Here is a 21,127-nt window from a genome sequence, read left to right on the forward strand (position 1 = left end):
TTAGATATGAAGGCATTGCAAAAACTATCTCAAAAACTAGGTGAACACCTAAATCATCATAATTTAATCCTTACCACAGCAGAGTCTTGCACAGGTGGTGGTGTATCAGCCGCAATTACCGATATTGCGGGCAGTTCGGCCTGGTTTGACCGCGCTTTTATTACATACAGTAATGAAGCGAAAATGGAGATGCTAGGAGTAGCGGAGCCGACGCTTGTTTCTCATGGTGCTGTCAGCGAAGAGACGGTGATTGAAATGGTGCAAGGTGCGATTAAACATTCCAGTGCCAATATTGGTGTTTCAATCAGTGGTATTGCGGGGCCAGGAGGTGGTAGCACTGAAAAGCCAGTAGGAACGGTTTGTTTTGCTTGGGCCGATGAAAACAGTTGGCTGAAAGTCGCCACTTATCACTTTGATGGTGATCGAGCTGAGGTTCGCCATCAGGCCGTTGAAGTGGCGATGAAAGTACTGTACGAAGAGTTGGAACAACGCAGCACATATTCTGGCTGATAATTTAAAAGTGAATAAAATTAAAGAGATATGATCTAAATCTAAAAAAAATTCACACAGCTATAGACACTGTATGAATCAACAGTATAATGATTTTCATTGATTGCCTCAGAGGACTCTGGGGAAGAAGAGAAGAATTCAAAGATCATCAATGCGTTGATGAACAAATCGGAGAAAGTGATGGACGATAACAAACAGAAAGCGCTCGCCGCTGCGCTCGGTCAGATTGAAAAGCAATTCGGTAAAGGCTCTATTATGCGTCTTGGTGATAACCGCGCTATGGATGTTGAAACCATCTCAACAGGTTCACTTTCTCTTGATATCGCATTGGGTGCTGGTGGTCTGCCAATGGGTCGTATCGTTGAAGTGTATGGCCCAGAGTCATCAGGTAAGACGACACTAACTCTTGAGCTGATTGCTGCTGCACAACGTGAAGGTAAAACATGTGCCTTTATTGATGCAGAACACGCTCTTGATCCTGTCTACGCTAAGAAGCTAGGTGTAGATATTGATGCACTATTGGTTTCTCAGCCGGATACGGGTGAGCAAGCGTTAGAAATCTGTGACGCTCTGGCGCGCTCAGGTGCGATTGACGTTATGGTTGTCGACTCTGTGGCTGCATTGACACCGAAAGCGGAAATCGAAGGCGAAATGGGCGATAGCCACATGGGTCTTCAGGCGCGTATGCTTTCTCAGGCAATGCGTAAGCTGACAGGTAACCTGAAGCAGTCAAACTGTATGTGTATCTTCATCAACCAGATCCGTATGAAGATCGGTGTGATGTTTGGTAACCCTGAAACGACCACAGGTGGTAATGCACTAAAATTCTACGCTTCTGTTCGTCTTGATATCCGCCGCACAGGCTCTATCAAGGAAGGCGACGAAGTGGTGGGTAACGAAACTCGCATTAAAGTGGTTAAGAACAAGATCGCAGCACCGTTTAAACAAGCTGAAACGCAAATCATGTACGGCGCGGGCTTTAACCGTGAAGGTGAGCTGATTGACCTGGGCGTGAAGAATAAGTTGGTTGAAAAAGCGGGCGCTTGGTATAGCTACAATGGCGATAAGATTGGCCAAGGTAAAGCAAATGCATGCAAGTACCTACGTGAAAACCCAGCGGCGGCTCAGCAAATCGATACGAAATTGCGTGAGTTGTTGCTAACACCGGCAGAAATCCAGCCAGACGACGCTGAGCTAGGTGAAATGCCAGAGCAAGAAGAGCTATAAGCACTTATAGCTCAGAGTTTTGAAGCCCTGCAATTTTGCGGGGCTTTGTTGTATTTAGCGTAACCGAATAATCTTTAAGTGCTTATGTTTCAACGCAAACCTCCCACTTTATCCAGTAAAGAAGCTGCCATTCAACTGCTTAGTCGGCGTGATCATGGTGAGTATGAGCTTTATCATAAGCTTGCGATGAAAGGCTATGAAGAAGAGGCGATTCAAGAAGCGGTTAACTTCTGTCTTGAACACAATTACTTAGACGATCTTCGTTACACCAAAAGCCAGATCCGACAGCATGTATACAAAGGTCATGGTGAACGACGTATTCGTCAGGAGCTCAATCAGAAACGTGTCAGTGAGTCCGTTATTGAAAAGGCATTTGAAGAGGAGCCTCAAGACTGGTTTGAGTTGGCGAAACAGGCTGCCGAAAAAAAGTTCAAAGGCGTCAAAGCGAAAGATCAGAAAGAGTATGCAAAACAGGTGCGATTTCTTCAATATCGCGGCTACAGCTTTGAACAAATCAGCTATGCCCTGAGTAATGAAGACGGATCATAAACAGTGTTTATGCGCTCATTTTTTTGATTTGTTGCGAAATTCGCGTTGAAAAGGCTCTTTTCTACAAGAAAGCTAGTCGTGGCTGATTGCTTGATCTACAATACGGCAAAATTCTAACTCGACTATTTTCAGGAAGAGCTGCATGTACATGAGCACTGATGAGGTTCGTAATTCGTTCCTCAAGTTCTTTGAAAGCAAAGGACACCAAATCGTAGACAGTTCATCGTTGATTCCACATAACGATCCAACCCTGCTATTTACTAACGCAGGTATGAACCAATTCAAAGATTGCTTCTTAGGCGCCGAAAAGCGAGCCTACACGCGAGCAACTACGGCTCAGCGTTGTGTACGTGCAGGTGGTAAACACAATGACCTTGAAAATGTTGGCTTTACCGCTCGTCACCATACTTTCTTCGAAATGTTGGGTAACTTCAGTTTTGGTGACTATTTCAAAGAAGATGCAATCGCATTCGCTTGGGAATTCCTGACAGAAACACTACAACTGCCAAAAGATCGCCTACTGGTCACGGTTTACGAGACAGATGACGAAGCATTCGATATCTGGAACAAAAAAGTCGGTATTCCAGCAGACAAAATTGTCCGCATCGGTGATAAAGAAGGCGGCAAGAAGTTCGAGTCTGACAACTTCTGGACAATGGGTGACACAGGTCCTTGTGGTCCATGTACTGAGATTTTCTATGATCACGGTGAACACATTTGGGGTGGCCGTCCGGGCACACCTGAAGAAGACGGTGACCGTTTCATCGAGATCTGGAACAACGTATTCATGCAGTTCAACCGTCATGCCGACGGCACAATGGAACCGCTCCCTAAACCTGCTGTTGATACAGGTATGGGTATTGAGCGCATCTCTGCAATCATGCAAGGTGTTCATTCAAACTACGAAATCGACGTATTCCAAAAGCTAATCAAAGCAGCGGCAGATACCATCGGTTACGAAGACCTATCAAATCAATCGCTACGCGTTATTGCTGACCACATCCGTTCATGTTCATTCCTGATCGTTGACGGCGTTATGCCTTCAAACGAAGGTCGTGGTTACGTACTGCGTCGTATTATCCGTCGAGCGGTTCGCCACGGTAATAAGCTAGGTGCGAAGGGCGTATTCTTCCACAAACTGGTTGGTGTACTTGCTGAAGTGATGGGCACTGCGGGCGAAGAGCTTAAAAAGCAACAAGCGGTTGTTGAAAAAGTGCTACGTATCGAAGAAGAGAACTTCGGACGTACGCTTGAACGTGGTATGACAATTTTGTCTGAAGCGCTCGATAATCTAGACGGTAAAGTGCTAGATGGCGAAACCGTCTTCAAGCTGTACGATACTTATGGTTTCCCAGCAGACCTTACTAACGATGTGGCTCGTGAACGTGAGTTCACTATCGATGAGGCGGGTTTTGAGAAGGCGATGGATGAGCAGCGTCAACGCGCTCGTGAAGCAGGCCAGTTCGGCACTGACTACAACGCGACCATCAAGTCTGATGTAGATTCTGAGTTCTGTGGCTACACGGGTACTGAAGGCAAGAGTAAAGTTGTGGAAATCTTCGTTGAAGGTGAAGCAGCGGAGTCTTTATCAGCAGGCGATCAAGCCATTCTTATCCTAGGTGAAACGCCATTCTACGCCGAGTCAGGTGGTCAGTGTGGTGACGCAGGTGTATTGAAGACTGAATCTGGAGTGTTCAACGTACAAGATACCCAGAAACTTGGTAACGCCATCGCACACCATGGTGTTCTTGCTGAAGGTGTTTTAGCGAAAGGTGATGATGTAGAAGCGGTTGTGGACGCTGAGCGTCGCGCAGCTATCTCACTAAACCACTCTGCTACGCACTTACTGCACGCCGCATTGCGTAAGGTACTAGGTGAGCACGTAACGCAGAAAGGTTCGCTTGTTAAGCCTGAAAATTTACGTTTTGATTTCTCTCATCTAGAAGCGGTAACACCAGCTGAATTGAAAGAAGTTGAGCGTCTGGTTAACGCACAAGTGCGTCGCAACCACAGCATCGAAACCAACATCATGGACATTGAATCTGCCAAGCAGAAAGGCGCAATGGCACTGTTCGGTGAGAAGTACGACGACGAAGTTCGCGTATTGTCTATGGGGGAGTTCTCAACGGAGCTTTGTGGTGGCATCCACGCAGAGAACACCGGCGACATCGGTCTATTCAAAATCACATCTGAAGGTGGTATCGCCGCAGGTATTCGTCGTATTGAAGCTGTCACTGGCGAAGCTGCGCTAGACGCAATCGAGCAGCAAGAAGCTAAGTATGAAGAGAAGCTTGCAGAGTCGGCATCTAAAGCGAAAGCTCTTGAGAAAGAGATCCAAAAGCTGAAAGACAAGATGGCGGCTGCGGAAAGTGCAAACATCATGGGCAAAGCTCAAGAAATCAACGGCGTTAAAGTCCTTATCGCTGCGATGCAAGATGCTGATCCTAAGAACCTGCGTACTATGGTTGATGACATCAAGAACCAAATGGGCAGTGGTGTCGTCATGCTGGCGAACATCAATGGTGAGAAGATTGGTTTGATTGCGGGTGTCACAAAAGATCTTATCGGCAAAGTTAAAGCGGGCGACTTAGTGAAAATGGTTGCTGAGCAAGTCGGCGGTAAAGGTGGTGGTCGACCTGACATGGCTCAGGCTGGCGGCACAGACGTTGAAGCGCTTCCTGACGCAATTAAGTCCGTACAGCCATGGCTTGAAGAGCGCCTGTAAAATCTGATTTGTATATAAATACGCTCAATCAATTGTTTGATTGGGCGTAATTTTTTTCTACTAACCAAGTGGTTTAATAGCTCAGTTACTCTGTGCTGATTAAGCAGCTTGGTTTTTGTTATTAATGCTGCAAACAATATTCAATTGATTGAATGTGGCCTAATGAGACTTTGGTCTTGGGAAGGTGAAGACTGGTGAAAAAGCCCCTTATCGTGCAAAAGTTTGGCGGAACCTCTGTGGGTTCAATTGAAAGGATCCACAAAGTCGCTGAGCACATCATTAAGGCGAAAAATGATGGTAATCAAGTTGTAGTCGTTGTGTCTGCTATGTCTGGAGAGACAAACCGACTATTGGATTTGGCAAAGCAGGTTGACAGCGTGCCAACTGCCCGAGAACTTGATGTTTTGCTCTCTGCTGGTGAGCAGGTGTCGATGGCACTGCTGGCAATGACTTTGAATAAATTAGGTTATGCCGCACGCTCACTTACCGGAGCACAAGCGAACATTGTGACGGACAATCAACACAATGACGCGACGATTAAACACATTGATACCTCAACTATTGAATCATGGCTGGCGCAAGACAACATTGTCATTGTCGCGGGTTTTCAGGGTATGAATGAGAATGGGGACATCACCACGTTAGGCCGAGGGGGCTCTGATACCAGTGCCGTCACTTTAGCGGGCTCTCTGCAAGCAGAAGAGTGCCAAATTTTTACTGACGTCGACGGTATCTATACTTGCGATCCTCGCACGGTTCCTAGTGCCAAGAAGCTGGATGTGATTGATTTTCCTTCCATGGAGGAAATGGCACGTAAAGGAGCGAAAGTGCTCCACCTTCCTTCGGTTCAGTACGCTTGGCGACATAATGTGCCACTGCGTGTTCTCTCCACGTTTGATAGCAATACAGGCAGTCTGGTCAAGGGCAGTGAATGCCAAAAGGCGATCTGTGGGGTCGCAATCCAGCGTGAATTGACAATGCTGAAGGTTGACCGTGATGCATTCTGCGGCTTAGAGAAACAGTGTCAGATGCTGGGTGTCACGATTTGGAATGTGATCGACCATGCAGAATGGGTAGGTGCGGTGATAAAACACGATGCTTATGCCAAGCTGGAACTGGTGTTCGGTGACAAAATCCGTAATAGTGAAGAGGTTAGCCTGCTCACAGCAGTAGGTCTTCAGGTCGAAGGATTGGTTGAACAGTCTTATGCCTTGTTGTCTGAACAGGGGATAGATGTGATGCATTATGCAGTGAATTCACAGTCGTTGATGTTGGTGTTGTCTCCAGAATACGTCGACAAAGCGGCAAACATACTGCATGATGCTTACATTACTTCTGCAGAGGCGCTCGACTGCCAACAAAAACATGCCTTTTTAGGTTAATTAGGCTCGAGAATAGAGTTTACGAAAATATAACTTTTGTTGGATAATAGCCTCGTAGCAAGAAAAATCAGAGATTACTCAAGGAGCACAGAATGCTAATTTTAACTCGCCGCGTTGGCGAAACTCTAATGATCGGTGATGAAGTCACAGTCACAGTACTGGGCGTGAAAGGTAACCAAGTACGTATCGGTGTTAATGCACCGAAAGAAGTGTCTGTTCACCGTGAAGAAATCTACATGCGCATTCAGGCAGAAAAAGGTAATGGTAACACTGCATCAGGCAACTACTAATTACACGAGAAGGCTGACATTATGTCAGCCTTTTTTGTATTGTTGATAGGCATATTTATAGCAAAAAGAGCGAATTAGCATCGCTTTGATTAAATAGCCAACGGTTGGCCAACTTTTTGCTGATTTTGCCAAGAAAATGTTTGACATATTTTCGGTAAATCGTAATATGTGCCTCCGCAAGACGGTGAGGTGGCCGAGAGGCTGAAGGCGCTCCCCTGCTAAGGGAGTATGCGGTTTGTAGCCGCATCGAGGGTTCGAATCCCTCCCTCACCGCCATTCTTGCATTGCTCTTCGGAGTTGCTTTAAAACAAGCATTGCGCGCTCGTAGCTCAGCTGGATAGAGTACCTGGCTACGAACCAGGCGGTCGAAGGTTCGAATCCTTCCGAGCGCGCCATATTTCCTTACCAGGGAATAAAACGGTGAGGTGGCCGAGAGGCTGAAGGCGCTCCCCTGCTAAGGGAGTATGCGGTTTGTAGCCGCATCGAGGGTTCGAATCCCTCCCTCACCGCCATTAATTGGCCTATGGTCAATTTTTTTGTTTTAAAGAAAAATTAGTGTGATATACTTCACAACTCTCTTTTGAGAGAACATTGCGCGCTCGTAGCTCAGCTGGATAGAGTACCTGGCTACGAACCAGGCGGTCGAAGGTTCGAATCCTTCCGAGCGCGCCACTATTTCGTTTAGTAAGTTTAAAGCTTGTTGAACACCCCGTGCGTCCTTAGCTCAGCTGGATAGAGTACCTGGCTACGAACCAGGCGGTCGGAGGTTCGAATCCTCCAGGACGCGCCACTAATTAAGGTCAATGACCTGATATTGTTTATATTGATATCAAATATTGCGCGCTCGTAGCTCAGCTGGATAGAGTACCTGGCTACGAACCAGGCGGTCGAAGGTTCGAATCCTTCCGAGCGCGCCACTACTTCGTTTAGTAAGTTTAAACTTGTTGAACACCCCGTGCGTCCTTAGCTCAGCTGGATAGAGTACCTGGCTACGAACCAGGCGGTCGGAGGTTCGAATCCTCCAGGACGCGCCACTCATTAAGGTCACTGACCTGATATTGATTATATTGATATCAAACATTGCGCGCTCGTAGCTCAGCTGGATAGAGTACCTGGCTACGAACCAGGCGGTCGAAGGTTCGAATCCTTCCGAGCGCGCCATCATATAGAAGCCCTGCTAGAAATAGCAGGGCTTTTTTGTTAACATTTTATTATCATTCTATTAACTTTACTTTCACAAGTTAATGTTTTCTAAGAACTTTTTTTGGGAAACATTATCCCTATCGCAGTAATCATCCGATTTATCTAATAACGTCATAAAATCGGCAGTTATTTATCCTTATATCGTCTCATATTGCAGATTTATGTGATTTGTATGACGCAATCATCCCTAGAAATGTGCAATATCATCAAGACTGCTTTAAACAAAATTGACAAAGTTTAACCAATCGAGATAATCCTAGACCTCTTATCAGGATATTTGACTACTTTTCCTGAAAGAAAACGTCAGCACAGAACTGACGCCAAAAAGGTCATTTAAGACACGAAGTCCCAATAATTGAATGGCCAATATCTTGTCAGGATGACAAAGAAAGGATGCTTAAAATGGAAAATATTGGAAGCCTGCTAGTAGATGCTGCAACCCTGATGCTTACAGGGATGGCCGTAGTATTTATATTCCTAACTATTCTCGTCTATCTCGTTCGGCTAATGTCTAAGCTGGTGCCAGAAGAAGTGCCAGAGCCGATCGCTACACCGAATCAAAATAATAAAATTCAACCAACCTCTTCTGCTATTAGCCCCAAGGTAGTTGCAGCGATTTCTGCTGCGGTGCATCAACATCGCACTTCTACTGCTAAGTAGCATTTAAATGGATTAAAAGGAGTTAATGAGCATGTCTAAACCACTAGCTTTAACCGACGTGGTGCTTCGTGACGCCCATCAGTCGCTGTTTGCTACTCGTATGCGTCTTGAAGATATGTTACCTATCGCAGCGGAGCTCGATAAAGTGGGGTACTGGTCTTTAGAAACCTGGGGCGGTGCCACCTTTGATGCGTGTATCCGTTTTCTAGGAGAAGACCCTTGGGAACGTCTACGCGCGCTTAAAAAAGCGATGCCCAATACACCCATGCAAATGCTACTTCGTGGCCAAAACCTGCTAGGTTACCGCCACTACGCAGATGATGTGGTTGAAAAATTTGTCGAACGTGCGCACGCCAATGGCATGGATGTGTTCCGCATCTTTGATGCAATGAACGATGTGCGCAATTTCCAGAAAGCGGTCAAGGCAGCAGTCGATGTTGGTGCTCACGCACAAGGTACGCTTTCTTATACTACTAGCCCAGTTCACAATACCGACACTTGGGTTGATCTGGCGAAGCGCCTTGAAGATCTTGGTTGCCACTCTTTATGCATTAAAGATATGTCAGGTTTGCTTAAGCCGTATGAAGCGGAAGAGCTGATCTCTCGTATCAAATCATCGACCGATATTCCTTTAGCACTTCATTGTCACGCAACGACTGGCCTTTCTACTGCAACAGCAGTCAAAGCAGTCGAAGCTGGGGTCGATATTCTTGACACTGCGATCTCCTCAATGAGCTGTACATACGGCCACACTCCGACGGAAACTGTGGTTGCGATGCTCCAAGGTACAGAGCGTGATACCAACCTTAAGTTGGACCAGATCGAACCAATAGCTGCTTACTTCCGCGAAGTTCGTAAAAAATATGCGAAATTTGAAGGTCAGCTGAAAGGGGTAGATTCGCGCATTCTTATCGCCCAGGTGCCAGGCGGCATGCTGACTAATATGGAAAGCCAGCTTAAAGAACAAGGTGCGGCAGATCGTATTGATGAGGTATTGGACGAGATCCCGCGCGTGCGCGAAGATTTGGGCTTCATTCCTCTCGTGACACCAACGTCGCAGATTGTCGGCACGCAAGCTGTGATTAACGTGCTAACGGGTGAGCGTTATAAGAGCATCACCAAAGAGACGGCGGGTGTCCTAAAAGGCGAATACGGCGCAGCTCCGGCAGAGGTAAATGCAGAGCTGCAAGCAAAAGTACTGGATGGTGCTGAAGCCATTACTTGTCGCCCAGCGGATCTGCTGGAAGCTGAGTTGGATACCCTCACTGAAGATTTGCTTGCTAAAGCGAAACAAGATGGTATTTCATTGGCTGAAGATACGGTCGATGATGTCTTAACCTACGCACTATTCCCTCAGGTTGGTCTGAAGTTCCTTAAGAATCGCCATAACCCTGATGCTTTCGAGCCCGCTCCAGGTAAAGAAGAGCCAGTGGCAGCACCTGCTCCTCAAGCTGCTCAGGGTGGGATTGAGACTTACAGTGTTAAAGTTGACGGGCAGGTTTACGACGTAGAAGTGGGCCCGCAAGGTCAATTGACATCGGTTGCTCCGGCTAACTCAACGCCTCAACAGGCTTCGCCAGCCCCTGCTGCTCAATCGGGTAATTCAGAGATGGTACCTGCGCCGTTGGCGGGGAACATTTTCAAAGTGAATGTTCAAAGTGGAGCTCAAGTGGAAGAGGGTGAAGTACTTCTGATCCTCGAAGCGATGAAGATGGAAACTGAAGTTCGCGCAGCCCGTGGCGGTATCGTTCAAGACCTTCACGTTAAGGAAGGTGATTCAGTGACGGTCGGCGCACCGCTATTGAGTCTAGCGTAAGGGAGTATCATGGACGGATTAATGACCTTATGGTCAGAAACAGGGATTGCTAATTTCGAGTTTGGCCAGATATGTATGATTCTGGTTGGTTGTATCCTGTTGTTTTTGGCCATTCGTAAAGGCTTTGAGCCCTTACTTTTATTGCCAATTGGCTTTGGTGCCATCTTGGCTAATATACCTAATGCGGGCTTTACTGATGAGGGTGGCTTGCTTTACTACGTCTACTATGTGGGGATTGAGTCGGGGATCTTCCCGTTACTGATTTTCATGGGCGTAGGAGCAATGACCGACTTTGGCGCTTTGATTGCTAACCCGAAAACCTTGTGGTTAGGAGCCGCTGCGCAATTTGGTATCTTCGCGACGTTGTTTGGCGCGATTCTGCTCAACTACGTGCCGGGTATGGAATTCAGCATGCCTGATGCGGCTTCGATTGCCATCATTGGTGGTGCTGATGGCCCAACCGCTATTTTCTTAGCAAGCAAGTTGTCACCGGATCTTCTCGGTGCGATTGCGGTAGCAGCATACAGCTATATGGCACTGGTGCCTATCATTCAGCCACCAATCATGAAAGCGCTGACAACACCTGAGGAACGTAAGGTGAAGATGGCTCAGCTGCGCCATGTCGGCAAAGCTGAAAAAATTCTCTTCCCACTTGCTGTACTGTTGATGACGATCTTGTTCCTACCTTCCGCGACCCCGCTGGTTGGTATGTTTTGTCTTGGTAACTTGATGCGTGAAGCTGGCGTGGTGGATAGGTTATCGAAAACAGCGCAGAACGAGTTAATCAATATTGTCACCATCTTCCTTGGTTTAGGCGTTGGCTCCAAGCTTCAGGCAGAAGAATTCCTCAATGTTGAGACCTTGGGCATTCTTGCCTTAGGTGCAGTTGCTTTCAGTATTGGAACTGCGGGCGGTGTCTTAATGGCTAAGCTGCTCAATAAGTTCTCCAAAGAAGATATTAACCCACTGATCGGTGCAGCTGGAGTATCTGCGGTACCTATGGCGGCGCGTGTGGTGAACAAAGTTGGCTTGGATGCGAATCCGCAAAACTTCCTCTTAATGCATGCAATGGGGCCTAACGTTGCTGGCGTTTTAGGCTCTGCCGTCGCAGCGGGTATTCTCTTAGCATTGGTGAATTAACGTAAGTTATTAGTCAATTTGAGAATAGGCAGTTAACTTGCTGGCAATAAATGGTATATATTCAAAGGGATGCTTTCGCATCCCTTTTTCGTATCGATAGGGAAATGATGAAATGGAAAATAAACAAATCGCGATAACTCAATTTGGTGATCCTGACGTTTTAGCCGTTCAAACTAATGCGGTACCAGAACCTCAACAAGGTGAGGTGTTAGTGAAAGTGGCCTTTGCAGGCGTTAACCCTATCGATGTTAAAACGCGCGCGGGCCTCGGCTGGGCGGCTTCACAGAACAAAGATAATCTACCTTGGGTGCCGGGGTACGATATTTCTGGTGAAGTGGTGACATGTGGAGAGCAAGCAAAGCGATTTGTTGCGGGTGACAAAGTGGCTGGCTTTATTGGCTTTCCACTCCAAGGCGGCGGTTACAGTCAGTACGTATGTGTGCCGGAAGCCGAACTTAGCTTAGTGCCTGAGTCGATCACTCTAGAAGCCGCGGCAGTGCTACCTTTATCTGGGCAGACTGCGGTTCAGGCTTTGGACAAAGCCAGTGTTCAGGAAGGACAAAGAGTGCTAATTCTCGCTGGTGCCGGCGGTGTTGGTCATATTGCCATTCAGGTCGCGGTGGCAGCTAAAGCAGAAGTCTTCACGACTTGTAGTGAAGCAAACCTTGATTACATGGCGACGTTAGGTGCTCACGCCGTGAACTACCAATTCTCTCCTGTTTCCGAACGTGTTGAGGAAGCAGACGTACTGATTGATTTAGTAGGTGGTGATGCTGCACTGGATGCGCTCAAGTGTCTTAAAGATGGTGCTAAAGTGGTTACTGTACCGACTATTACAGCAGAGCTGATCTGTGAAAAAGCCAAATTGCTTGGTTTTGAAGCGACCGGCATGCTAGTTGATCCGAACCCTGAGCAGTTAGATGCGTTGATTTATATGGTCAGTGTTGGGCTGCTTAAGACAGAGATCCAGCATATCTACCCAATGGATCAGGTGATGGACGCGCATAAACAAATTGAAACAGGGCATACGCGAGGCAAGATCTTGCTTGATATGCAATGCTAGAGGCGTTTAACGCCGCGTTTGAAAGTATCGCTCTGTGGTTTTCTGATTCTGCACTCTGGGTTTTATTTCTTTCTGGTTTCCTGAGTGCAACGCTACTACCCGGGGGCTCAGAAGCTGGACTGATCGCTACTCTGAGCCTCAATCAATTTTCTACCCTTTCTATCATCGCTGTGGCTACTGTGGGTAATACCCTTGGTGGTTTAACTAACTACTGGCTGGGTTTATGGCTGCCAAATCGAACTCAAAATGAAAAACATGGTCATAAAGCACTACAGTGGTTGAGCAAATACGGCTATTGGTCCCTTTTATTCAGTTGGTTGCCGGTAATTGGTGACACGCTTTGTTTGGCTGCAGGTTGGTTACGCATGCGCTTCTGGCCCTGTTTGTGGCTGATCATGATTGGTAAAGCATTGCGATACAGCCTGTTAGCAGCCCTTTATTATGGTTTTTTCTAGGAGATGTCATGAGAAAAATCTGGCTAGGTGCATTTTCTCTCGTTGCTCTTTATGGTTGTGCAAACAATCCACTCTCTTCTGATTCTCATTTATCTTCGCTTCCTCAAGGTGTCTCTTTGATTGAGGAAGTGAAAGCTGAACCGGGTAAGGCGATGATCCCTTACTCTAAGTATCAGCTTGATAATGGCCTGACGGTCATTCTTTCTCCCGATGATTCTGATCCTTTGGTTCACGTGGATGTGACCTACCATGTGGGTTCAGCACGTGAAGAAATTGGTAAGTCAGGCTTTGCCCACTTCTTTGAGCATATGATGTTCCAAGGCAGCGAACACGTTGGTGATCAGGAGCATTTCAAGATCATTACTGAAGCTGGGGGAACCCTTAACGGGACTACGAACCGCGACAGAACCAACTATTTTGAAACCGTGCCTTCAAATCAGCTGGAAAAAATGCTGTGGCTGGAGTCGGATCGAATGGGCTTCCTGCTTGATGCCGTTTCACAACGTAAGTTTGAGATCCAGCGTGATACGGTGAAAAACGAACGTGCACAAAACTTTGATAACCGACCATATGGCCTGATGTGGGAAAGGATGGGTGAAGCGCTCTACCCAGAAGGTCACCCGTACTCTTGGCAGACAATTGGTTATGTGGAAGATTTAGATCGTGTTGATGTCAACGACCTCAAAGCGTTCTTCTTACGCTGGTATGGGCCAAACAATGCCGTACTGACGATTGGTGGTGATATCGATGTCGAACAAACGCTGCAGTGGGTGAACAAATACTTTGGTTCCATTCCGAAAGGCCCAGAGGTTAAGCAGGCACCAAAACAGCCAGCGGTGCTGAAGGAAGATAAATACATCACCTTGGAAGACCGTATTCAGCAACCTATGGTTTTGCTGGGGTGGCCAACAACTTACCGCGGTGAGAAAACAGAAGCGTCTCTGAACGCATTAGCCAACGTGCTAGGAAAAGGTGCCAATAGCCTGCTTTATCAAGAGTTGGTCAAAACTCAAAAAGCCGTCGATGCAGGTGCTTTCCAGGAATGTTCTGAGCTGTCATGTAACTTCTATGTGTATGCGATGGCCCCATCAGGAGAGAAAGGCAAACTGAAACCGCTTTATGAAGAGCTGATGCAGACGTTGCAGAAGTTTGAAGACCAAGGGGTAGATCAGGCTCGCCTAGATCAAATTACTGGCATGGCGGAAGCTAGTGCCGTATTTGCGCTGCAAAGCGTGAGAGGTAAAGTGTCTCAGCTCGCTGCTAATCAGACTTTCTTTGGACAGCCTGATCGACTGCAAACTCAGTTAGAGCAAATACGTGCGGTTTCGCCAGAATCTGTCATGAAAGCTTATGAAGACTTCGTTAACGGCCATCACAAAGTGACGTTGAGTGTGGTACCTAAAGGTAAGCTCGATTACGTCGTTAAACCCGCGACTTTCGTCACACCTGAAAGAACGCTACCTGAGCATAAGAAGATCAAAGATCAAGATCTCGCCTATCGTCGTCCAGTCGATAACTTTGATCGTTCAGTGATGCCTGAAGTGGCTGAAGCCGTGAAAGCGCAAATGCCTAAGCTGTACAAACTATACTTCGATAATGGCGCTGAGCTATTGGGTACTCAAAGTAGTGAAACGCCTACGGTTCAACTGGAAATTCGCTTCCCAGCCGGTGAGCGTTATGTTCAGCAAGGCAAAGAAGGGCTGGCGAATCTAACGGCAGCGATGATGGAAGAAGGGACGTTAGATTCAACGGTCGAACAGCTGCAGGCTAGACTCGATAAACTGGGTAGTACTGTATCTATCAGTGCCGCGAACTACACGACCAGCATTTCCGTTTCTAGTCTTGAGAAAAATTTACCTCAAACCTTGGCTATTGTTGAAGAGGTGTTATTTAAACCTGCGTTTAATGAATCCGACTTTGAACGTAATAAACAGCAGATGCTAGAAGGTATTGTTTACCAGCATCAGAAACCAAGCTGGTTGGCGTCTCAAGCTACAAGACAAGTTTTGTTTTCTGGTTCCATCTACCAACGCCCAAATGATGGAACGAAAGAGTCTGTTTCAGCATTGACTCTGGATGACGTCAAAGCGTTTTATCGCCAACATTACACTCCCTATGGCGCTCAGATTGTCGTGGTCGGCGATATAACCAAACGCCAAGTGAAGAATGAATTGGCCTTTTTGGAAAACTGGCAAGGGCAGGAGGCGCCTCTACTACGACCTCAGCTCGTGAATGAAAAGGGCCCGCAGAAAATTTACTTGATTGACAAGCCAAGCTCACCACAAAGCATTGTTCGTTTTGTACGTCAGGGCTTGCCTTTTGATGCGACGGGCGAAGTGTATTTAACGCAATTGGCGAACTTTAATTTGGCAGGCAACTTTAATAGTCGAATAAATCAGAATTTGCGCGAAGATAAAGGCTATACCTACGGTGCTAGTGGCTACTTCGCGGCGAACCGAGAAGTTGGCGCCATTGTTTTCTCTGCTCAAGTTCGTGCCGACTCAACGATTGCTTCTATCAAAGAGATAGAAAAAGAGTTGAGTCAGTACAGTGAAAAAGGCATGACAGATGAGGAAATGAAATTTTTACGCTTAGCAGTCGGTCAACAAGATGCTCTGAAGTATGAAACGCCTTCACAGAAAGCACAGCTGTTAAGTAGTATTCTGGCTTACAGTCTGGACGAAGACTACCTCAAGCAGCGCAATGAAATTGTCGATACGGTGAGTAAAGATACCTTGAATCAGATGGCAGCCAAGTGGTTTAGACCTGATGCATATCAGATCATTGTGGTAGGAGATGCAAAATCGCTAAAGCCTCAGCTAGAAAGTTTGCAAATCCCAGTAGAAGAGCTTGAAATCGTCCGCTAGAGTACACATAAATTAGAGCATGAGAGAGGGTTTTGGGAAGTTCCTGCCCTCTGATAATTCAAACGGTCCAGAAGTAGTTGGGCCAGGACTATAAGCGAACCATCATTTTGACTGATTTTGCTGCGCGACTGGAGCGAGTTGCACAAACCCCTGATGTTTTTCAATCCTTTGGTCGTGGTGTAGAGAGAGAAACTCTGCGTTATAAAAAGGATGGCAGGCTGGCTACGACTCCTCACCCAAAAGAGCTGGGCTCTGCTTACGCGAATGATTGGATTACGACAGACTTTTCTGAATCGTTGCTGGAGTTCATCACGCCTGTATCCAGTGACATCAAAACTCTGACTGCGCAGTTAGAGGACATTCATCACTTTACTCAAACTAAATTGGGTGAAGAGAAAATGTGGCCGCTTTCCATGCCGTGTTATGTCAGCCAAGAAGATGACATCAATCTTGCGCAATATGGAAGCTCTAACTCTGGCAAGATGAAAACCTTGTATCGAGAAGGCTTGAAGCGTCGCTATGGTAGCCTGATGCAAATCATCTCTGGTGTGCACTTCAATTTCTCTTTTCCAGAGTCATTTTGGGATGCGCTTTACGGCCAGCAATCTGAACAAGAGCGTCAGACGACTAAGTCTGAAGCATACTTTGGCCTTATCCGTAACTACTACCGCTTTGGCTGGCTGATCCCTTATTTCTTTGGTGCTTCGCCAGCTTTATGTTCTTCCTTTATCCAAGGAAGAGATACTAAGCTGCCTTTCGAAAATATCGGTGAGACCTTATACCTTCCTCATGCGACTTCATTACGTATGAGTGACTTGGGCTACACCAATAGTGCTCAGAGTGTGTTGAAAATTGGCTTCAACAGTTTGGAAGAGTACTTGGATGGCCTTAATGCAGCAATTCGTACCCCGTCTGCTGAGTTTGCTGAAATTGGGGTTAAGGTAGATGGTGAATATCGTCAGCTAAACAGCAACGTCTTGCAGATTGAAAATGAACTGTATGCGCCAATTCGCCCTAAACGCGTTGCGAAAGGTGGTGAGAAACCATCGGAAGCTTTATCGCGTGGTGGTGTTGAATATATCGAAGTGCGAGCATTAGATGTTAACCCATATAGTCCGATCGGTATTGATGAAGACCAGATTCGCTTCCTAGACCTATTTCTGACTTGGGCGGCGATCACTGAATCAGAGCCGATGGACTTCTGTGAGCAAGCATGTTGGCGTGAAAACTGGAATAAAGTGATCGAGTCGGGGCGTAAGCCGGGGCTAGAGCTGCAGATTGGTTGTAAAGGCGAAATCTTGTCTCTGCAAGATTGGGCACAACGTGTATTCGATGAGATTACTCTGATTGCAGAGAAGATGGATGTCGCAGTTGGCGGTGAAGCCTATCAGTCGGTTTGCCATAAGCTGATGACTTGGATAAATAACCCAGAGCTGACAATTTCTGGCCAGCTTTTGGAAGATACTAAGCGCTTGGGTGGACTGGGCAAAGTTGGCTGTGAATTCGGCTTACAGTACCGCGAAAAACATTTGAACCATGCGTTCCAAGTGTACAGTGCGCAAGTGATGGAGCAAGAAGTTGAACGTTCCCGTGCTGCACAAGTAGACACAGAGCAAGCTGATACGCTCAGTTTTGATGAATTCCTAGATGACTATTTTGCTTATTTAAAGTCATAGGAAAAAATATTGAAAAGGACTTTGCTGCTAATCAGTATCATGGTTATAGGTGGCTGTTCGACGGCGCCACCTAAGAATCAAAGTAATTTGTGTGAGATCTTCCGTGAGCATCAAGATTGGTATGATGATGCGGCAGATATGCAGGAAGAGTGGGGTACGCCTATTCAGGTTGCGATGGCGTTTGTAAAGCAAGAAAGTAGCTTTCGCCATGACGCTCGCCCATCGAAAGATTACTTGTTGGGAATCATTCCTTGGGGTAGGGTCAGTAGCGCTTACGGATACGCTCAGGCGCAAGACCCAGCATGGGAAGATTTTCAAAAAGCGACAGGCCATGGTGGTTCGAGAACCAACTTTGATGATTCATTGATGTTTATTGGTTGGTACACCAGTGAAACCCAGAAGCAATTAGGGATCTCCAAATGGGATCCTTACAATCAATATTTGGCCTATCATGAAGGACGTGGTGGTTATAAGCGTAAATCTTATCAATCCAAACCTTCATTGATCAAAGTTGCTCGTAAAGTTGAGCAGCAGGCAAAGGATTATGGTTGGCAACTCAAACAGTGCCAACAAGAACTGGAAAGCAACCGGAGCTGGCTGTTCTAGCCCGGAATGAAGGAGAAAAGGACAATGCCATTATTAGATAGCTTTACTGTGGATCACACTCGTATGAATGCGCCAGCGGTGAGAGTGGCTAAGACAATGACCACGCCGAAAGGTGATACCATTACTGTGTTTGACCTGCGTTTTACTGCACCAAACAAAGACATTCTTTCTGAGAAAGGCATTCACACACTGGAACACTTATACGCAGGTTTCATGCGCAGTCACTTAAACGGTGATAGCGTAGAAATTATCGATATTTCGCCAATGGGCTGCCGTACTGGCTTTTACATGAGCCTGATTGGCACACCAACAGAAGAGCAGGTAGCTCAGTCTTGGTTGTCATCGATGCAAGATGTGCTAAAAGTTGAAAGCCAAAACAAGATCCCTGAATTAAACGAATATCAATGTGGCACTGCTGCGATGCACTCTCTTGAGGAAGCTAAACAGATTGCTCAAGCTATAATTGACGCAGGCATCAAAGTTAACCTCAATGACGAGTTAGCTTTACCTGAGTCAATGCTTAAAGAGCTGAAAGTCGATTAAATCAGATATAGATAGAACAAGAGGAAGGCAGTGCCTTCCTCTTCTTTATTGAGCTTTAGGTAAGACAACAACTTGTGTCTTGGCCCAAATATCATGGAAGCCACGTTTTTTCGGGTCAATGGGGACAGTAAGGTTGGCCAGCCCAAAGCCTGATGTCGCGATGCGGATTAATGCCTGAGTCACAGAAATTGCGCTACCATCAGCATCGCGAACCTGTATTTTCCATGCTCTCATGCCCAGCGTTTGCCCTGCGCGAGTCCAGAAGAATACAAAGAAGTAGATCCAAACGGCGGCGAGATACAAAGTATAAACTGGTCCCCATATCGGGTGATTGGTGAGAAAGTCGCTGACATCTGCATACGGAGCAGCATTAAATCCACCCATGGCAACCAGCGCATGCAAAACTGCAATCACGATGCCTGCAGCCATCATTTCAATCGCAATCACGATCAGAGCATCATAAAATAACGCACCGAGGCGGCGCATCAATCCTGCTGGTGGCAGGGTATCTGTTGTCGACATAATAATAACTTACCCAAATTTTAGAAGGCGTCAGAATATAGCTTCACTGTGAGTCTGAAAAGAGACTTTGCGCACAGCTTAATAATTTGTGGCGATTTTATCAGCAAACGGCAATCAATTCAGTCTTTTGCACTTGCACGAATACTTTGCTTACGTATAATGCCAGACATCAAAGGGCAAGAGCCCAAAGATGCCGGTGTGGTGAAATTGGTATACACGACGGATTCAAAATCCGTTGCCTTCGGGCGTGGCGGTTCAAGTCCGCCCACCGGTACCATATTTAAGAAGAAGGACGTCCTAGGACGTCCTTTTTTGTTATGCATACCAAGGGCTTCAGCGATTGTGACGTCCGTAGGTGTCTCCCTTCATCTTGTGAAATCCAGCCTTTTATGTAACCCTCTATGTAACCCCAAGTAACCCTGAGTGCAGAGCGGAACTGAACTATGGCTAGGAAAGTAATCCCACTAACCAATACGCAAGTAAAGCAAACTAAGCCGAAAGAAAAAGAGTATTCGCTCAATGATGGCGATGGTCTATCACTGCGAGTCCGGCCAAGTGGCAGTAAATCATGGTTTTTCACTTATCTTGTACCGGTTACTAAAAAGCGTTTTAAGATCAGTTTTGGTAGTTACCCTGAAGTAAGCCTAGCTCAAGCAAGAAAAAAGCGAGATGAAGCCAGAGCACTTGTTGCTGATGGAATTGATCCTAAAGTTTATAAACTGACAACGGAAACACAAGAGCTTGAAGCGATTGAAAATACTTTCGCTAAACAATCTGAACGTTGGCTTGAACTGAAGAAGAAAAACACTTTAGAAAGCACATATTTTAAGCGTAAGCAGATGCTTACCAAGTATCTGTCCAATAAACTCGATCCTCTACCTTTAACCGATATTAAGCCCATGCTAGTGAAAGGTATTCTCGATCCGATTGCTCGGGAAGGGAAAATCGAAACAGTAAAGCGTTTATGTATAATTCTGAATGAAATAATGCGACTAGGTGTTGCTTCCGGTGCAATCGAGTTTAACCCCATCTCAGATATTACAAAACTTTACCCTAATAAAAAGGTTGTTCATAACCCAGCACTAACCCCTGAAGAGCTACCTGAACTCGTGAAAGCGATCCAGAGTAGTAGTACTAAGATAGTAACTCGTTGTTTAATTATGTGGCAACTGCATACAATGGTTCGCCCAGGTGAAGCTGCTAGGGCTCGATGGTCGGAAGTCGATCTGGAAAATAGGGTATGGGTTATTCCCTCTGATACGATGAAGATGAAGAAAGAGCACCTTGTTCCCCTGACTGATCAAATGATCGAAATCCTCGAAGAAGTTAGGCCTATCTCGGGACACAGAGAATTTATTTTTCCTGCAGATAGAAAGCCAAAGGATCATAGTAACCCTCAGACAGCCAATATGGCTCTCAAGCGTATGGGATTTGAAGGAAGAACAACTGCACATGGCTTGCGCTCTCTTGCCAGTACTACTTTAAATGTGGAAGGTTTTAATAGCGATCTTATTGAGGCCGCACTCGCTCATGAAGAAGAAAATAAGATAAGAAGGGCGTACAATAGAACTGACTATTTTGAGCCACGCCGTCCGATGATGAACTGGTGGAGTGAAAGAATTGAGCGTGCTGCTCAAGGGGAAAAATTAGAAGTTGGATTTAAAGGGCTTCGGATTGTGTCAGGGTAACTTATGTGATTTTTGGCCTTTTTAATTCCGACGTCCTATTGTCTGAATTGATCATTGTAATTGCGTGTTTGTCTAGTCTTCTGTGCATTTGTCAAAATCATTTCATGACTATTGGATTTCCTCGTGGCTCATCTTTGCTTATTTGTTTATGGTTCAGACCAAAACTTGCAACATGAGTCTGCTTTGATTTTTGTGGTAATGATAA

At 46.2% G+C, this 21,127-nt stretch carries 17 protein-coding genes and 9 tRNA genes; 25 read left to right on the forward strand and 1 reads right to left on the reverse strand.

Annotation, left to right across the window (positions count from 1 at the left end):
• Positions 1 to 6: 6 nt before the first annotated feature.
• The 23 genes from pncC to luxS all read left to right on the forward strand — a co-directional run bounded on the left by pncC (position 7) and on the right by luxS (position 18,712).
• Positions 7 to 510, forward strand: coding sequence for a nicotinamide-nucleotide amidase (gene pncC / locus FIU99_RS02000; RefSeq protein WP_006963118.1), 504 nt, complete (start codon positions 7 to 9; stop codon positions 508 to 510).
• Between the two features lie 180 nt (positions 511 to 690).
• Positions 691 to 1,737 (forward strand): recombinase RecA, encoded by a 1,047-nt coding sequence (gene recA / locus FIU99_RS02005; RefSeq protein WP_031343405.1) that lies wholly within the window; start codon positions 691 to 693, stop codon positions 1,735 to 1,737.
• 84 nt (positions 1,738 to 1,821) lie between these two features.
• A complete protein-coding gene (gene recX, locus FIU99_RS02010; protein ID WP_006963116.1) occupies positions 1,822 to 2,286 on the forward strand; it encodes a recombination regulator RecX in 465 nt (154 codons plus the stop codon).
• A gap of 142 nt (positions 2,287 to 2,428) precedes the next feature.
• On the forward strand, positions 2,429 to 5,011 hold the full coding sequence (gene alaS / locus FIU99_RS02015) for an alanine--tRNA ligase (protein WP_152471951.1): 2,583 nt from the start codon (positions 2,429 to 2,431) through the stop codon (positions 5,009 to 5,011).
• A 194-nt stretch (positions 5,012 to 5,205) separates the two neighbouring features.
• On the forward strand, positions 5,206 to 6,393 hold the full coding sequence (locus tag FIU99_RS02020) for an aspartate kinase (RefSeq protein WP_006963115.1): 1,188 nt from the start codon (positions 5,206 to 5,208) through the stop codon (positions 6,391 to 6,393).
• A 92-nt stretch (positions 6,394 to 6,485) separates the two neighbouring features.
• Positions 6,486 to 6,683, forward strand: a complete 198-nt coding sequence (csrA, locus tag FIU99_RS02025; protein WP_006963114.1) for a carbon storage regulator CsrA — start codon at positions 6,486 to 6,488, stop codon at positions 6,681 to 6,683.
• Between the two features lie 183 nt (positions 6,684 to 6,866).
• Positions 6,867 to 6,959: transfer RNA gene (locus FIU99_RS02030), tRNA-Ser, on the forward strand.
• 42 nt (positions 6,960 to 7,001) lie between these two features.
• Positions 7,002 to 7,078, forward strand: a tRNA-Arg gene (locus tag FIU99_RS02035).
• A gap of 24 nt (positions 7,079 to 7,102) precedes the next feature.
• Positions 7,103 to 7,195, forward strand: a tRNA-Ser gene (locus FIU99_RS02040).
• Positions 7,196 to 7,278: 83 nt separating this feature from the next.
• Positions 7,279 to 7,355: transfer RNA gene (locus FIU99_RS02045), tRNA-Arg, on the forward strand.
• Positions 7,356 to 7,396: 41 nt separating this feature from the next.
• A tRNA-Arg gene (locus FIU99_RS02050) sits at positions 7,397 to 7,473 on the forward strand.
• Between the two features lie 50 nt (positions 7,474 to 7,523).
• Positions 7,524 to 7,600 (forward strand) — tRNA-Arg (locus FIU99_RS02055).
• 40 nt (positions 7,601 to 7,640) lie between these two features.
• A tRNA-Arg gene (locus FIU99_RS02060) sits at positions 7,641 to 7,717 on the forward strand.
• Between the two features lie 50 nt (positions 7,718 to 7,767).
• Positions 7,768 to 7,844: transfer RNA gene (locus FIU99_RS02065), tRNA-Arg, on the forward strand.
• 444 nt (positions 7,845 to 8,288) lie between these two features.
• Positions 8,289 to 8,546 (forward strand): oxaloacetate decarboxylase subunit gamma, encoded by a 258-nt coding sequence (locus tag FIU99_RS02070; protein ID WP_006957070.1) that lies wholly within the window; start codon positions 8,289 to 8,291, stop codon positions 8,544 to 8,546.
• Positions 8,547 to 8,577: 31 nt separating this feature from the next.
• Positions 8,578 to 10,362 (forward strand): sodium-extruding oxaloacetate decarboxylase subunit alpha, encoded by a 1,785-nt coding sequence (gene oadA / locus FIU99_RS02075; protein WP_006957072.1) that lies wholly within the window; start codon positions 8,578 to 8,580, stop codon positions 10,360 to 10,362.
• A gap of 9 nt (positions 10,363 to 10,371) precedes the next feature.
• Positions 10,372 to 11,502: a sodium ion-translocating decarboxylase subunit beta gene (locus tag FIU99_RS02080; RefSeq protein ID WP_006957074.1), complete on the forward strand. Its 1,131-nt coding sequence runs from the start codon at positions 10,372 to 10,374 to the stop codon at positions 11,500 to 11,502.
• A gap of 112 nt (positions 11,503 to 11,614) precedes the next feature.
• A complete protein-coding gene (locus FIU99_RS02085) occupies positions 11,615 to 12,565 on the forward strand; it encodes an NADP-dependent oxidoreductase (RefSeq protein ID WP_006957076.1) in 951 nt (316 codons plus the stop codon).
• Entirely contained in the window at positions 12,559 to 13,020 is a 462-nt protein-coding gene (locus FIU99_RS02090; RefSeq protein WP_006957079.1) for a YqaA family protein, read from the forward strand. Before FIU99_RS02085 ends, FIU99_RS02090 begins: the two co-directional genes overlap by 7 nt.
• A gap of 8 nt (positions 13,021 to 13,028) precedes the next feature.
• On the forward strand, positions 13,029 to 15,887 hold the full coding sequence (locus FIU99_RS02095) for a pitrilysin family protein (protein ID WP_006957080.1): 2,859 nt from the start codon (positions 13,029 to 13,031) through the stop codon (positions 15,885 to 15,887).
• 107 nt (positions 15,888 to 15,994) lie between these two features.
• On the forward strand, positions 15,995 to 17,563 hold the full coding sequence (gene gshA / locus FIU99_RS02100; RefSeq protein ID WP_006957083.1) for a glutamate--cysteine ligase: 1,569 nt from the start codon (positions 15,995 to 15,997) through the stop codon (positions 17,561 to 17,563).
• 6 nt (positions 17,564 to 17,569) lie between these two features.
• Complete coding sequence (locus tag FIU99_RS02105; RefSeq protein WP_269078187.1) at positions 17,570 to 18,169, forward strand: hypothetical protein; 600 nt, start codon at positions 17,570 to 17,572, stop codon at positions 18,167 to 18,169.
• A gap of 24 nt (positions 18,170 to 18,193) precedes the next feature.
• Positions 18,194 to 18,712, forward strand: coding sequence for an S-ribosylhomocysteine lyase (gene luxS, locus FIU99_RS02110; RefSeq protein ID WP_006957088.1), 519 nt, complete (start codon positions 18,194 to 18,196; stop codon positions 18,710 to 18,712).
• A gap of 45 nt (positions 18,713 to 18,757) precedes the next feature.
• Here luxS and FIU99_RS02115 read toward each other — a convergent pair whose 3' ends face one another.
• A complete protein-coding gene (locus FIU99_RS02115; RefSeq protein WP_006957090.1) occupies positions 18,758 to 19,234 on the reverse strand; it encodes an RDD family protein in 477 nt (158 codons plus the stop codon).
• A 192-nt stretch (positions 19,235 to 19,426) separates the two neighbouring features.
• Between FIU99_RS02115 and FIU99_RS02120 the strand changes: the two genes are divergently transcribed.
• Positions 19,427 to 19,511, forward strand: a tRNA-Leu gene (locus FIU99_RS02120).
• Between the two features lie 166 nt (positions 19,512 to 19,677).
• Positions 19,678 to 20,922, forward strand: a complete 1,245-nt coding sequence (locus FIU99_RS02125; RefSeq protein WP_152471952.1) for a tyrosine-type recombinase/integrase — start codon at positions 19,678 to 19,680, stop codon at positions 20,920 to 20,922.
• The last annotated feature ends 205 nt before the right edge of the window (positions 20,923 to 21,127 follow it).

The sequence above is a fragment of the Vibrio sp. THAF64 genome (genome assembly GCF_009363455.1).
In the GTDB taxonomy this organism is placed as follows: Bacteria; Pseudomonadota; Gammaproteobacteria; order Enterobacterales; family Vibrionaceae; genus Vibrio; species Vibrio coralliilyticus.